The 14,519-nt window shown below is 62.3% G+C and carries 8 protein-coding genes; 2 read left to right on the top strand and 6 right to left on the bottom strand.

Annotation, left to right across the window (positions count from 1 at the left end; genetic code table 11):
• Positions 1–17: 17 nt before the first annotated feature.
• The 3 genes from fusA to rpsL all read right to left on the bottom strand — a co-directional run bounded on the left by fusA (position 18) and on the right by rpsL (position 3,066).
• Positions 18–2,108 carry an elongation factor G gene (gene fusA / locus NKH80_RS10330; RefSeq protein WP_254817148.1) on the bottom strand — a complete coding sequence of 697 codons (2,091 nt, stop codon included), beginning with the start codon at positions 2,106–2,108 and terminating at the stop codon, positions 18–20.
• A gap of 30 nt (positions 2,109–2,138) precedes the next feature.
• Positions 2,139–2,609 (bottom strand): 30S ribosomal protein S7, encoded by a 471-nt coding sequence (gene rpsG / locus NKH80_RS10325; protein ID WP_008875664.1) that lies wholly within the window; start codon positions 2,607–2,609, stop codon positions 2,139–2,141.
• A gap of 85 nt (positions 2,610–2,694) precedes the next feature.
• Positions 2,695–3,066, bottom strand: a complete 372-nt coding sequence (gene rpsL / locus NKH80_RS10320) for a 30S ribosomal protein S12 (protein WP_006333356.1) — start codon at positions 3,064–3,066, stop codon at positions 2,695–2,697.
• A 462-nt stretch (positions 3,067–3,528) separates the two neighbouring features.
• Here rpsL and NKH80_RS10315 point away from each other — a divergent pair, with 462 nt between their 5' ends.
• Together NKH80_RS10315 and NKH80_RS10310 are read left to right on the top strand one after the other, a co-directional pair.
• Positions 3,529–3,810 carry a transcriptional regulator gene (locus NKH80_RS10315; protein WP_254817147.1) on the top strand — a complete coding sequence of 94 codons (282 nt, stop codon included), beginning with the start codon at positions 3,529–3,531 and terminating at the stop codon, positions 3,808–3,810.
• Between the two features lie 123 nt (positions 3,811–3,933).
• Positions 3,934–4,863: a Gfo/Idh/MocA family protein gene (locus NKH80_RS10310; RefSeq protein ID WP_352991408.1), complete on the top strand. Its 930-nt coding sequence runs from the start codon at positions 3,934–3,936 to the stop codon at positions 4,861–4,863.
• Positions 4,864–4,911: 48 nt separating this feature from the next.
• Here NKH80_RS10310 and NKH80_RS10305 read toward each other — a convergent pair whose 3' ends face one another.
• The 3 genes from NKH80_RS10305 to rpoB all read right to left on the bottom strand — a co-directional run bounded on the left by NKH80_RS10305 (position 4,912) and on the right by rpoB (position 14,184).
• Entirely contained in the window at positions 4,912–5,577 is a 666-nt protein-coding gene (locus tag NKH80_RS10305) for an O-methyltransferase (protein ID WP_352480673.1), read from the bottom strand.
• Between the two features lie 85 nt (positions 5,578–5,662).
• Positions 5,663–9,859, bottom strand: coding sequence for a DNA-directed RNA polymerase subunit beta' (rpoC, locus tag NKH80_RS10300; protein ID WP_352991405.1), 4,197 nt, complete (start codon positions 9,857–9,859; stop codon positions 5,663–5,665).
• 188 nt (positions 9,860–10,047) lie between these two features.
• Positions 10,048–14,184, bottom strand: coding sequence for a DNA-directed RNA polymerase subunit beta (rpoB, locus tag NKH80_RS10295; RefSeq protein ID WP_254817143.1), 4,137 nt, complete (start codon positions 14,182–14,184; stop codon positions 10,048–10,050).
• Positions 14,185–14,519: the final 335 nt, after the last annotated feature.

The following is a 14,519-nucleotide window of genomic DNA, read 5'->3' as shown; positions in this document are numbered from 1 at the left end:
GTGCAACTCGTTTCGAGTTACGCGTATTTCTTCTGGACTTCCTGGGCGACCGCGGTCGGGACCGGCTCGTAATGGTCGAACTGCATCGTGTAGGCCGCGCGGCCCTGGCTCATCGAGCGAAGGTTGTCCACGTATTTGAACATGTTGGCGAGCGGCACCATCGCGTTGATGACCACCGCGACGCCGCGGGCTTCCTGGCCCTGGATCTGGCCACGACGGCCGTTCAGGTCGCCGATAACGCTGCCGACGTAATCTTCCGGCGTCACCACCTCGACCTTCATGATCGGCTCGAGCAACTGCACGCCAAGCTTGGGCGCTGCTTCACGGAAGCAGGCGCGGCCGGCGATTTCGAAGGCCAGAACCGACGAGTCCACGTCGTGGTAGGCGCCATCGATCAGCGTCGCCTTGACGCCGATCATCGGGAAGCCGGCGAACGGGCCCGAGGTCATGACGCTGTTGATGCCCTTTTCGACACCGGGGATGTATTCCTTCGGCACAGCGCCGCCGACAATCTTGGTTTCGAACTCGAATTCGCTGCTTTCCGGATTCGGCTCGAACAGGATCTTGACGCGGGCGAACTGGCCGGTACCGCCGGTCTGCTTCTTGTGCGTGTAGTCCTGCTCGTGCTTGCGGGTGATCGTCTCGCGGTAGGCCACCTGCGGTGCGCCGACATTGGCCTCGACCTTGAACTCGCGGCGCATGCGGTCGACGATGATGTCGAGGTGAAGTTCGCCCATGCCGGAGATGATGGTCTGGCCGCTTTCCTCGTCGGTCTTGACGCGGAAGGACGGATCCTCGGCGGCCAGGCGGTGAAGGGCGAGGCCCATCTTTTCCTGGTCGTTCTTGGTCTTCGGCTCGATGGCGATCTGGATGACCGGATCGGGGAATTCCATGCGCTCGAGGATGACCGGATGCAGCGGATCACTGAGCGTGTCGCCGGTGGTGGTGTCCTTGAGACCAGCGAGGGCGACGATGTCGCCGGCAAATGCCTCTTCGACGTCGGCGCGCGAATTCGCATGCATCTGCAACATGCGGCCGATGCGCTCTTTCTTGCCCTTCACGGTGTTGTCGACCGAGATGCCCTTGGTGAGCTTGCCCGAATAGATGCGGGCAAAGGTGAGTGAACCGACGAACGGGTCGTTCATGATCTTGAAGGCGAGCATCGACAGCGGCTCGTTGTCGTCGGCATGACGCTCGATCTCGGCGTCGGTCTTGGCGTCGACGCCCTTGATGGCAGGGACATCGGCCGGCGACGGCAGATATTCGACGACGGCGTCGAGCAGCGGCTGCACGCCCTTGTTCTTGAAGGCCGAGCCGCAGAACATCGGATAGAACTTCACCGCGATCGTGCCCTTGCGGATGAGTGCACGGATCTCGTCGTTGCTCGGCATCTTGCCTTCGAGGTAATTCTCGAGCGCCGTTTCGTCCATTTCGACGGCGGCCTCAATCATCTTCTCGCGGTATTCTTCGGCACGAGCCTTGAGGTCGGCAGGGATCTCGACGATGTCCCAGGCAGCGCCCAGCGTCTCGTCGCGCCAGACCAGCGCGTTCATCTCGACGAGATCGACGACACCCTTGAACTCGGTCTCGGCGCCGATCGGCAACTGCATGACGACGGCATGCGCACCGAGGCGCGAACCGATCATCTCGACCGAGCGGTAAAAGTCGGCGCCGATCTTGTCCATCTTGTTGCAGAAGATCATGCGCGGCACGCGATACTTGTCGGCCTGGCGCCAGACGGTCTCCGTCTGCGGCTCGACACCGGCATTGGCATCGAGCAGCGCGATGGCGCCGTCGAGCACGCGCAGCGAACGCTCGACCTCGATGGTGAAGTCGACGTGGCCAGGGGTGTCGATGATGTTGAAGCGATACATCTTGCCGTCGCGACCCTTCCAGAAGGTCGTGGTGGCGGCCGACGTGATGGTGATGCCGCGCTCCTGCTCCTGCTCCATCCAATCCATGGTCGCAGCGCCGTCGTGGACTTCGCCGATCTTGTGCGACTTGCCCGTGTAATAGAGGACGCGCTCGGTGGTCGTCGTCTTGCCGGCGTCGATATGCGCCATGATACCGAAATTGCGGTAGTCTTCGATTTTATATTCGCGGGCCATGGGAGGTGCCTCTTCAGTCTCGTTCGCGCTTTACCAGCGGTAGTGCGCGAAAGCGCGGTTGGCTTCTGCCATCTTGTGGGTGTCTTCACGCTTCTTGACGGCGGTGCCGCGGTTGTTGGCCGCGTCCATCAGCTCGCCGGAGAGGCGGTCGACCATGGTGGTCTCGTTGCGGTTGCGGGCGGCGGCGATCAGCCAGCGGATGGCCAATGCCTGCCGGCGCTCCGGGCGCACGTCGACCGGAACCTGGTAGGTGGCGCCGCCGACGCGGCGCGAACGCACTTCCACATGCGGCGCGACATTGTCGAGCGCCTGATGGAAGACGGTGACCGGCTCCTGCTTGGTCTTGGACTGGACCTGGTCGAGCGCGCCGTAGACGATGGTCTCGGCAACCGACTTCTTGCCATCATACATGACGGCATTCATGAACTTGGTGACGATCAGGTCGCCGAACTTCGGGTCCGGATTGATCTCACGCTTTTCTGCACTGTGACGACGGGACATTTTTTCTCTGCCTCAATTCTACGCGGTGGCCTGGATCCCGGATCGTCGCTTGACGCCGTCCGGAACGACCTTGGCTACGCTTCGGTCACTTCGGACGCTTGGCGCCGTATTTCGAACGGCGCTGCTTGCGGTTCTTCACGCCTTGCGTGTCGAGCACGCCGCGGATGATGTGGTAACGGACGCCCGGAAGATCCTTGACGCGGCCGCCACGGATCATCACCACCGAGTGTTCCTGAAGGTTGTGGCCTTCGCCGGGGATGTAACCGATCACTTCAAAACCATTGGTCAGACGGATCTTGGCCACCTTGCGCAGCGCCGAGTTCGGCTTCTTCGGCGTCGTGGTGTAGACGCGCGTGCAGACGCCCCGCTTCTGCGGGTTCTGCTGCATGGCCGGGACCTTGTTGCGCTTCACCGGCGCAATGCGCGGCTTGCGGATCAGCTGGTTGACGGTAGGCATTAAACCCTCTTGTCTCTCAATTCCGTGTCTTGCCCGGTCAGGGCCGCTCAAAGCGTCATTTCCATACGCAAATTCGGGCCACAAACCGCGCCTCGCGGTCTTGCCCGAACAAATGGCAGAGGAAGCGGAAGCCGCTTCATGCACGCCGGAAATGTCTTTTCGCTCGTAAAACGAACCCTGTTTGAGGCAAACTCCAAAGCGTGTCGCTTCGGAAGCGAGAGCCTCACATCGGTTCTGACTGGGCGGCTTCTACTCGTGTGGCCACTGTCCGTCAACCCCGGAGCGGCAAATATTGCGCTGAACCCGAGGTTTGGCAGCCATGCGAAAAACGCATGTAATTTTCTTGCGCCGTTTTTCAAGAGGAAGGCAGAAAGTGACCGGCTTGCGGCTGTTTCCACGCCGTGCTTCGTGCGAAAAGGCGGCATGAACAGCCCAAAACCCCTCGCCCGGAGGTACGAACCCGTGAATGACAATGAGGAGCGCCCGGTCACCATTATTACCGGCCGGGTGTGGAAGCGCAAAGGCGGCAAGCCGGAAGGCGTGCATGTGATGCTGGTCGCCCCGGACGACGATTCGGCGGTGCGCCGCGCTCTCGAATCACTTGCCGCGGAAGGTTACGCCGAGGCCGAGCTCGACCAGATCGGTGACCTGGACGGCGTGCCCGACGAGGAGCCGCATCTGTCCGCCTATCAGGGCGCGCTCGAAGGCGAAGTGTCGATCGTGACCTTCGATGTGCCGATCTGAAGAGATCTGAATCGCGGTCGATCTCACGGCCGGCGACAAAAGCCCGGCGACTTGCCCGACACAAGTTCTCTGCTAAGAAGCGAGCTCTGGTAAAACCAAGCACACTCAACCTGCGGAGCTCCCATGTCCTCTAGTCCCATCAAGCTCGGCATCGTCGGCGTGGGAAAGATCGTCCGCGACCAGCACCTGCCGGCCTTGGTGAAGGACCAGGATTATCGCCTGGTCGCCGCAGCGAGCCGCCACGGCAAAGTCGAAGACATCCCGAATTTCCCGACGATCGAGGCGATGCTCGACTCGGTGCCGGAGCTCGAGGCGGTGTCGCTGTGCATGCCGCCGCAGTTCCGTTATGACGCCGCACGCACGGCGCTGGTGGCGAAAAAGCATGTCTTCCTGGAAAAGCCGCCGGGCGCGACCGTCAGCGAGGTCGAGGACCTGAAGGCGCTGGCGGCAGCGAACGGCGTCTGTCTGTTCGCCAGTTGGCATTCACGCTATGCGCCGGCTGTCGAGGCCGCTCGCGCTTTCCTCGGTTCAACCAAAATCAGATCGGCGGCTATCATCTGGAAGGAAGATGTCCGCCGCTGGCATCCGAATCAGGAATGGATCTGGGCACCGGGCGGCTTCGGCGTCTTCGATCCCGGCATCAACGCACTGTCGATCGCCACCCACATCCTGCCGCCAATGTTCATCAGTTCGGCAGAGCTCGATTTTCCGGAGAACCGTGCATCCCCGGTCGCGGCCCATGTCACCTTCCGCACCTCGGATGGATTGCCGGTGACGATGGAACTCGACTGGCTTCAGACCGGCCCGCAGAGCTGGGACATCCTGGCCGAGACGGACCGGGGTAAAATGGTGCTTTCCGGCGGCGGCTCGAAGCTCGCCGTCGACGGCCGCGTCGTTCACGAGGGGCCGGAAGCGGAATACCCGATGCTTTACAAGCGCTTTGCCGAGATCGTGCGCGCGGGTACCTCCGACGTCGATCTCGCGCCCCTTCAGCACGTCGCCGACGCCTTCATGCTGGGCAAGCGCAATGTGGTGCAAGCTTTTTTCGATTGATCAGCGGGCGTCGGCCGGATCGCATGTCCGGCCACGCACCGCGCAAGTTCAATTGACGATCGCTATGGCAAAGCCGTCATAGCCCTTGGCGCCAACAGTCTGGATCGCGGTGCCTTCCAGACGCTTGTCGCCGCCGATGAACGAGAACGCCGCGCGTGCCCCTTCGACATTGGCGTCACGACCATCTTCATTCACCACCGCGCCGTCACGGATGACATTGTCGCAGACGATGACGGTCCCCGGCCTCGAAAGACGCATGGCCCACGACAGATAGTGCGGGTTGTTCGGCTTGTCGGCGTCGATGAAGATGAAGTCGAATGGCCCGGCATTCTCGGCGCCTAACGCCGCAAGCGATTGAAGCGCCGGTCCGACCCGCAGTTCTACCCGGTCCGACACCCCTGCGCGTTCAAAGTTCGACCGCGCGACACTGGCGTGGTGCGGGTCAAGCTCGAGCGTCACGACCTTGCCGTCCACGGGCAACGCTCGCGCCATCCAGATTGTCGAGTAGCCGCCCAACGTGCCGATTTCGAGTACCTTCTTGGCTCCCTGCATTCGCGCAAGAAGTGACAGCAGCTTGCCTTGTGCCGGCGAAACATCGATCGCCGGCAGGCCGTGGTCATGGTTGGCCGCCAGAACGGCATCGAGGGCGGGATCCGCATCGAAAAGAGCCTCGACAATGTAGTCGTCGACAGAAGCCCAGGTCTTCATGCTCATCGTTTTCTTCTCCGATCCGATTAGAGAACCAAAATGCGAAAAGGGGCCACTTGGGCCCCTTTTCTATCTTCTCTTTCTTGCGCGCTTACTGCGCGGCGGAAGCCATGTCGGTCAGCATCGGCTCGGCGACCTCGACGCCGGACGCCTTGCGGCGCTCGTCGATGATCAGCTCGTCGCGCGAGGTGGCGATGCGCCGGATCTGGCTCATCGTGCCGCCGGTGCCGGCCGGGATCAGCCGGCCAACGATGACGTTTTCCTTCAGGCCCTGCAGCATGTCGGTCTTGCCGGCAACCGCAGCTTCGGTCAGCACCCTCGTCGTCTCCTGGAAGGAGGCGGCCGAGATGAAGGACGGCGTCTGCAGCGAGGCTTTGGTGATGCCGAGCAGCACCGGCTGGCCTTCGGCCGGCTTCTTGCCTTCCTCGACCAGGCGCTCGTTGACCTCTTCCAGTTCGATCACGTCGACGTGGTCGCCCGGAATGTAGGTCGAATCGCCCTGCGTGGTGATCTCGACCTTCTGCAGCATCTGGCGAACGATCACCTCGATGTGCTTGTCGTTGATCGACACGCCCTGCAGACGGTAGACCTCCTGGATCTCGTTGACGAGGTAGGAGGCAAGCGCCTCCACGCCCTTGATCGCCAGGATGTCGTGCGGCGCCGGATTGCCGTCGAGGATGTAGTCGCCCTTCTCGATGACGTCGCCGTCCTGGAGATGGAACGGCTTGCCCTTCGGGATCAGGTATTCGACCGGCTCAAGCGTCGAGTCATGCGGTTCGATGATGATACGGCGCTTGTTCTTGTAGTCGCGGCCGAAGCGGATCGTGCCATCGATCTCAGCGATGATGGCGTGATCCTTCGGACGGCGTGCCTCGAACAGCTCGGCAACACGCGGCAGACCGCCGGTGATGTCCTTGGTCTTGGCGCTTTCCATCGGAATACGCGCCAGCACGTCGCCGGGGCGAACCTGTGCGCCCGGCTCGACCGAAAGAATGGCCTCGACCGAGAGCAGGAAGCGGGCGTCGCCACCCTTCGACAGCTTGCCGACCTTACCCTTGGCATCCAGGATGGCGATCGCCGGCTTGAGGTCGTTGCCGCGCGGCGTCGAACGCCAGTCGATGACCTCGCGCTTGGTGATGCCGGTCGATTCGTCGGCGGTTTCCTGAACGGAAATGCCGTCGACCAGATCCTCGAACGCGACCTTGCCCTCGATTTCGGTGAGGACCGGGCGGGTATAAGGATCCCACTCGGCGATACGCTGGCCGCGCTTCACCTTGTCGCCATCGTCGACGAAGATGCGCGAACCGTAGGTGACGCGGTGCGTGGCGCGTTCCTTGCCGGCCTCGTCGAGGATCAGCACCGCCATATTGCGGCCCATGACCATCAGCTGGCCGTCGGAGTTGCGCACCACGTTGCGGTTGCGGATCTCGACCTTGCCCTCGTACGAGGCTTCAAGGAACGAGGAATCCACCACCTGCGCCGTGCCGCCCATGTGGAAGGTGCGCATGGTGAGCTGGGTGCCCGGCTCGCCGATCGACTGCGCCGCGATGACGCCGACAGCCTCGCCCTGGTTGACGGGCGTGCCGCGGGCCAGATCGCGTCCGTAGCAGACCGCGCAGACGCCGACCCTGACCTCGCAGGTCAGCGCCGAACGGATGCGGACCGATTGCACGCCGGCCTTTTCGATCAGTTCCACGTCACGCTCGTCCATCAGTGTTCCGGCCTTGACCAGAACCTCGCCGGTGACGGGGTGGGTGATGTCGTCGAGCGAGGTGCGGCCGAGAACGCGCTGGCCAACCGAGGCGACGACCTGACCGGCATCGACGATCGGCTGCATAGTGAGGCCCTTGTCGGTGCCGCAGTCGAGCGAGTTGACGATGCAGTCCTGCGCCACGTCGACGAGACGACGCGTCAGATAACCCGAGTTCGCCGTCTTCAAGGCGGTGTCGGCCAGACCCTTGCGGGCGCCGTGGGTCGAGTTGAAGTACTCGAGCACGGTGAGGCCTTCCTTGAAGTTCGAGATGATCGGCGTCTCGATGATTTCACCGCTAGGCTTGGCCATCAGGCCGCGCATGCCGGCAAGCTGGCGCATCTGGGTGGGCGAACCGCGCGCACCGGAGTGCGACATCATGTAGATCGAGTTCATCGGCTTCTGACGGCCGTTGTCCTCGAACTCGACAGCCTTGATGCGGGCCATCATTTCGTCGGCGACCTTTTCCGAGCACTTGGCCCAGGCGTCGACGACCTTGTTGTACTTCTCGCCCTGGGTGATCAGGCCGTCATTGTACTGCTGCTCGTACTCCTTGGCCAAAGCCTCGGTGTCGGACACCAGCTTGATCTTGGCGTCCGGAATCAGCATGTCGTCCTTGCCGAACGAAATGCCGGCACGGCAGGCGTGGCTGAAGCCGAGAGCCATGATGCGATCGCAGAAAATGACCGTCTCCTTCTGACCGCAATGGCGGTAGACGGTGTCGATCATCTTGGAGATGTTCTTCTTGGTCATCTCCTGGTTGGCGGTCTCGTACGGCACATTGTGGTTCTTCGGGAGAAGTTCGCCGATGATCATGCGGCCAGGCGTAGTGTCGTAGATCTTCGACACGACCTTGCCGTCGGCGTCGACCGTACGGAAGCGCCCCTTGATCTTGGCATGCAGCGTCACCGCCTTGGTCTCGAGCGCGTGCTGGAGTTCGCCCATGTCGGCAAACACCATGCCCTCGCCCGGCTCGTTCTGGTTGACGATCGAGAGATAGTAGAGACCGAGAACCATGTCCTGCGACGGCACGATGATCGGCGCACCGGAAGCCGGGTGCAGGATGTTGTTGGTCGACATCATCAGCACGCGGGCTTCGAGCTGCGCTTCCAGCGACAGCGGCACGTGGACCGCCATCTGGTCGCCGTCGAAGTCGGCGTTGAAGGCCGTGCAGACCAGCGGATGAAGCTGGATCGCCTTGCCTTCGATCAGGATCGGCTCGAACGCCTGGATGCCGAGGCGGTGCAGCGTCGGCGCGCGGTTCAACAGCACCGGATGCTCGCGGATGACCTCGTCGAGGATATCCCAGACCTCCGGACGCTCCTTCTCGACCAACTTCTTCGCTTGCTTGACGGTCGAGGAGTAACCCTTGGCGTCGAGACGGGCGTAGATGAAGGGCTTGAACAGTTCGAGCGCCATCTTCTTCGGCAGGCCGCACTGGTGCAGCTTGAGCTCCGGGCCGGTGACGATGACCGAGCGGCCGGAATAGTCGACGCGCTTGCCGAGCAGGTTCTGGCGGAACCGGCCCTGCTTGCCTTTCAGCATGTCGGACAGCGACTTCAGCGGACGCTTGTTGGCGCCGGTGATGACGCGGCCGCGACGGCCGTTGTCGAACAGTGCATCGACGGCTTCCTGCAGCATGCGCTTTTCATTGCGCACGATGATGCCGGGCGCGCGCAGCTCGATCAGCCGCTTCAGGCGGTTGTTGCGGTTGATGACGCGGCGATAGAGATCGTTCAGATCCGACGTGGCGAAACGGCCGCCGTCCAGCGGGACAAGCGGACGCAGGTCCGGCGGGATCACCGGAACCACTTTCATGATCATCCATTCCGGACGGTTGCCGGACTCCATGAAGTTCTCGACGACCTTGAGCCGCTTCAGGTACTTCTTCTGCTTGAGCTCGGAGGTGGTCGAAGCCAGTTCCGAGCGCAGATCGCCGGCGATCTTCTCGAGGTCCATGCCGGCCAGCAGGTCGTGGATCGCCTCGGCGCCAATCATGGCGGTGAACGAATCCTCGCCATACTCGTCGACGGCCATCATGTACTCTTCCTCGCTGAGCAGCTGGTGCTCCTTCAGCGCGGTCAGGCCGGGTTCGGTGACGATGTAGTTCTCGAAATAGAGGACGCGCTCGATGTCCTTCAGCGTCATGTCGAGCAGCGTGCCGATGCGCGACGGCAGCGACTTCAGGAACCAGATGTGGGCGACCGGTGCCGCCAGCTCGATATGGCCCATGCGCTCGCGGCGGACGCGCGACAGCGTGACTTCGACGCCGCACTTCTCGCAGATGACGCCCTTGTACTTCATGCGCTTGTACTTGCCGCACAGGCATTCATAGTCCTTGATCGGACCAAAAATGCGTGCGCAGAACAGGCCATCACGCTCCGGCTTGAAGGTGCGGTAGTTGATGGTCTCCGGCTTCTTGATCTCGCCGAACGACCAGGACAGAATCTTCTCAGGGCTGGCAAGCGAGATCCGGATGGAATCGAACACCTGCGCGGGCGCCTGGGGATTGAAGAGATTCATGACCTCTTGGTTCATGCCGTTCTCCTTTTCGGGGTCCTCGAAAACCCCTTGCATCTAGCACGGGCCAAACGCCCGCCGACTTGATCGGCCATCGGCCGAAGAAACTCTGTTGTTTGAGCATGATCTTGGCCGAAAACCGGTAACCACTTTTCGGGATCATGCCCGGCGTCCGGTCGCGGGAAGACCGCGGTCGGACGTCTTGCTTATTCGGCCGCGTCGGGCAGCCGGATCGGATTTTCGTCGAGCTTGGTGTTCTCCAGCTCGACGTTGAGGCCGAGAGACCGCATTTCCTTGACGAGAACGTTGAAGCTCTCGGGGATGCCGGCCTCGAAGGTGTCGTCGCCTCTGACGATCGCCTCGTAGACCTTGGTGCGGCCGGCGACGTCGTCCGACTTCACCGTCAGCATCTCCTGCAGCGTGTAGGCGGCGCCGTATGCTTCCAGCGCCCAGACCTCCATCTCGCCGAAGCGCTGGCCACCGAACTGCGCCTTGCCGCCCAGCGGCTGCTGGGTAACGAGCGAGTACGGCCCGATCGAACGCGCGTGGATCTTGTCGTCCACAAGGTGGTGAAGCTTGAGCATATATATATAGCCCATCGTCACTTTGCGATCGAACGGTTCGCCGGTGCGTCCGTCATAGAGCTGCGACTGACCGCTGGTGTGCAGGCCTGCCTGCTCCAGCATGATGTTGATGTCGGCCTCGTGCGCGCCGTCGAACACCGGTGTCGCGATGGAGACGCCGCGGCGCATCTGCTCGCTGAGGCGAATGATGCTCTCGTCGTCATATTCGCGGATCGGCTCGTTGCGGTCGTTGGCCGGCATGAAGCTCTCGAGCGTCTTGCGCAGCGGCTTGATGTCGCCCGCCGTCTTGTACGCGTCGATCAGATCGCCGATCTTCTTGCCCATTCCGGCGCAAGCCCAGCCCAGATGCGTTTCCAGGATCTGGCCGACATTCATGCGCGACGGCACACCCAGCGGGTTAAGCACGATATCGGCATGCGTGCCGTCCTCGAGGAAAGGCATGTCCTCGACCGGAACGATCCGCGACACGACACCCTTGTTGCCGTGCCGGCCAGCCATCTTGTCGCCGGGCTGCATCTTGCGCTTCACGGCCACGAAGACCTTGACCATCTTCATGACGCCCGGAGGCATTTCGTCGCCGCGCTGCACCTTCTCGACCTTGTCCATGAAGCGCTGCTCGAGCGCCTTCTTGGAATCGTCGTACTGGCCACGCAGGGCTTCCAGCTCGCTCTGGAGCTTTTCGTTCTCCACGGCAAACTGCCACCACTGCGAACGCGGATACTCGTCCAGCGTGTCCTTCGACAGCTTCGAGCCCTTCTTGAAGCCCTTCGGCCCGGCAATCGCTTCCTTGCCGACAAGAACGTCGGAAAGGCGCGAATAGACGTTGCGGTCGAGGATCGCCTGCTCGTCGTCGCGGTCCTTGGCGAGGCGTTCGATCTCCTCGCGCTCGATCGCCATGGCGCGCTCGTCCTTCTCGACGCCGTGGCGGTTGAAGACACGCACTTCGACGACGGTCCCGAAGGTTCCCGGAGGCATGCGCATCGAGGTGTCGCGCACGTCCGAGGCCTTTTCACCGAAGATGGCGCGCAGCAGCTTTTCTTCCGGCGTCATCGGGCTTTCGCCCTTCGGCGTGATCTTGCCGACCAGGATGTCGCCCGGCTGCACTTCCGCACCGATGTAGACGATGCCGGCCTCATCGAGGTTCTTCAGCGCTTCTTCCGAGACGTTCGGGATATCGCGCGTGATCTCCTCCGGCCCGAGCTTGGTGTCGCGGGCCATGACTTCGAACTCCTCGATGTGGATCGAGGTGAAGACGTCGTCGGCGACGATGCGCTCGGACAGAAGGATGGAATCCTCGTAGTTGTAGCCGTTCCACGGCATGAACGCGACCAGCACGTTCCGGCCGAGGGCCAGATCGCCGAGCTCGGTCGACGGGCCGTCGGCAATGATGTCGCCCTTGTTGACCCGGTCGCCCATGCGCACCAGCGGACGCTGGTTGATGCAGGTGTTCTGGTTCGAACGCTGGAACTTCATCAGCCGGTAGATATCGACGCCGGACTTGCCGGGATCGAGATCTTCCGTGGCGCGGATGACGATACGCGTCGCGTCCACCTGGTCGACGATGCCGCCGCGGCGGGCGCCGATGGCGGCGCCCGAGTCACGGGCGACGATCGGCTCCATGCCAGTGCCGACGAACGGCGCTTCGGCGCGCACCAGCGGCACGGCCTGACGCTGCATATTCGAGCCCATCAGCGCACGGTTGGCGTCGTCGTTCTCGAGGAACGGGATCAGGGCCGCGGCCACCGACACCATCTGCTTCGGCGATACGTCCATCAGATCGACGTTTTCGCGCGGCGCCATCATCACTTCGCCGGCGTTGCGGCAAATGACGAATTCGTCGACGAAATGACCATTCTTGTCGAGCTCGGCATTGGCCTGCGCGACGTGGTGCTTGGCCTCTTCCATAGCCGACAGGTAAACGACCTCATTGGTCAGCTTGCCATTGACGATCTTGCGGTACGGGCTCTCGATGAAGCCGTATTTGTTGACCCGCGCGAAGGTCGCCAGCGAGTTGATCAGGCCGATATTCGGGCCTTCCGGCGTCTCGATCGGGCAGATGCGACCGTAATGCGTCGGATGCACGTCGCGCACTTCGAAACCGGCACGCTCGCGGGTCAGACCGCCCGGTCCAAGCGCCGAAAGACGGCGCTTGTGGGTGATCTCCGACAGCGGGTTGGTCTGATCCATGAACTGCGACAGCTGCGAGGAACCGAAGAACTCGCGCACGGCGGCAGCCGCCGGCTTGGCGTTGATCAGGTCCTGCGGCATCACCGTGTCGATCTCGATCGAGGACATGCGTTCCTTGATCGCGCGCTCCATGCGCAGCAGCCCGACGCGGTACTGGTTCTCCATCAGCTCGCCGACCGAGCGCACGCGGCGATTGCCGAGATTGTCGATGTCGTCGATCTCGCCCTTGCCGTCGCGCAGTTCGACCAGCGTCTTGACCACGGCCAGGATGTCCTCTTTGCGCAGCACGCGCACGGTGTCCTCGGCCTTGAGCTCGAGGCGCATGTTCATCTTGACGCGGCCGACGGCCGACAAGTCGTAGCGCTCGCTGTCGAAGAACAGCGAGTTGAACATGGCTTCGGCGGTCTCGAGCGTCGGCGGCTCGCCCGGGCGCATGACACGATAGATGTCGAACAGTGCGTCCTGGCGGCTCTCGTTCTTGTCGACGTTGAGCGTGTTGCGGATATAGGCGCCGACGTTGACATGGTCGATGTCGAGAACCTTGATCTCGTCCTCGCCGGTGCCGAGCAGCACTTTCAGCGTCTTTTCGTCGATCTCGTCGCCGGCTTCGAGGAATATCTCACCGGTCGCATAGTTGACGATATCCTCGGCGAGATAGTTGCCGAGCAGATCCTCGTCGGTCGCCTTGATCGCCTTGAGACCCTTTTCGCCAAGCGCCCTGGCCTGGCGGGCAGTGATCTTCTTGCCGGCCTCGACGACGACCTCGCCGGTGTCGGCGTCAACCAGGTCACCAACGGCCTTGAGGCCGCGGAAACGCTCGACGTTGAACGGGATACGCCAATGGTCGCCGGCGCGCTTGTAGGTGATCTTGTTGTAGAAGGTCGACAGGATCTCTTCGCCGTCCATGCCGAGCGCCATCAGCAGCGACGTGACCGGAATCTTGCGGCGGCGGTCGATACGGGCGTGCACGACGTCCTTGCTATCGAACTCGATGTCGAGCCATGAGCCGCGATAGGGAATAACGCGCGCGGCAAACAGAAGCTTGCCGGACGAGTGCGACTTGCCCTTGTCATGGTCGAAGAAGACGCCCGGCGAACGGTGCATCTGCGAGACGATGACGCGCTCGGTGCCGTTGACGATGAAGGTGCCGTTCAAGGTCATGAGCGGCATGTCGCCCATGTAAACGTCCTGCTCCTTGATGTCCTTGATCGACTTCGCGCCGGTATCCTCGTCGATATCGAACACGATGAGGCGCAGCGTCACCTTGAGCGGCGCCGCGTAGGTCAGGTCGCGCTGACGGCATTCGTCAACGTCGAATTTCGGTCCCTCGAACTCGTACTTCACGAATTCCAGCATCGAGGAGCCGGAAAAATCGGAAATCGGGAAGACCGACTTGAAAACTGCCTGCAGCCCCTCGTCAGGACGCCCGCCCTTGGGCTCCTCCACCATCAGGAACTGGTCATAGGATGCCTTCTGAACCTCGATCAGGTTCGGCATCTCCGCAACTTCCGGGATCTTTCCGAAAAACTTGCGTACGCGTCTGCGGCCATTGAAAGTCTGGGTCTGGGCCATCGTCGCTCCTTAGCTCAATTCTCGGGACGAGCCTCGCCGCGGCTCGCCTTGCATCTCGGGCCACCTTGGCGGCCCTGTCTTGTTGCCCGCCGCCTGTCGGCGGCTTCTTGTCTTTTCACCCACCACCAATTGGCGGTGGGCCAGAAACGGGAGAAAACCCGTTTCCTGAAGGCCGGTTTGCGGCCCTCAGGAAAGAGGTTTTCGCACTCTTCGCGCTATGAGCCTCCCCTAGACGTGATGGGAGTGGCGGGGGGGGCGGCCCCCGCCCGCCGGGGGCAAAACGAAAGAGAGAGTATAAATATGGGCCCGGGGGGAACCCAGGGGCGGGAGGTTTT

Source organism: Mesorhizobium sp. M0904 (genome assembly GCF_040319475.1).
GTDB lineage: Bacteria > Pseudomonadota > Alphaproteobacteria > Rhizobiales > Rhizobiaceae > Mesorhizobium.
This window is presented reverse-complemented; position numbering and strand designations above follow the sequence as displayed.

Excerpts from the sequence above, each read along its gene's own strand:
- fusA (WP_254817148.1), bottom strand. The coding sequence starts at position 2,108 with ATGGCCCGCGAATATAAAATCGAAGACTACCGCAATTTCGGTATCATG.
- rpsG (WP_008875664.1), bottom strand. The coding sequence starts at position 2,609 with ATGTCCCGTCGTCACAGTGCAGAAAAGCGTGAGATCAATCCGGACCCG.
- rpsL (WP_006333356.1), bottom strand. The coding sequence starts at position 3,066 with ATGCCTACCGTCAACCAGCTGATCCGCAAGCCGCGCATTGCGCCGGTG.
- NKH80_RS10310 (WP_352991408.1), top strand. The coding sequence starts at position 3,934 with ATGTCCTCTAGTCCCATCAAGCTCGGCATCGTCGGCGTGGGAAAGATC.
- NKH80_RS10305 (WP_352480673.1), bottom strand. The coding sequence starts at position 5,577 with ATGAGCATGAAGACCTGGGCTTCTGTCGACGACTACATTGTCGAGGCT.
- rpoC (WP_352991405.1), bottom strand. The coding sequence starts at position 9,859 with ATGAACCAAGAGGTCATGAATCTCTTCAATCCCCAGGCGCCCGCGCAG.
- rpoB (WP_254817143.1), bottom strand. The coding sequence starts at position 14,184 with ATGGCCCAGACCCAGACTTTCAATGGCCGCAGACGCGTACGCAAGTTT.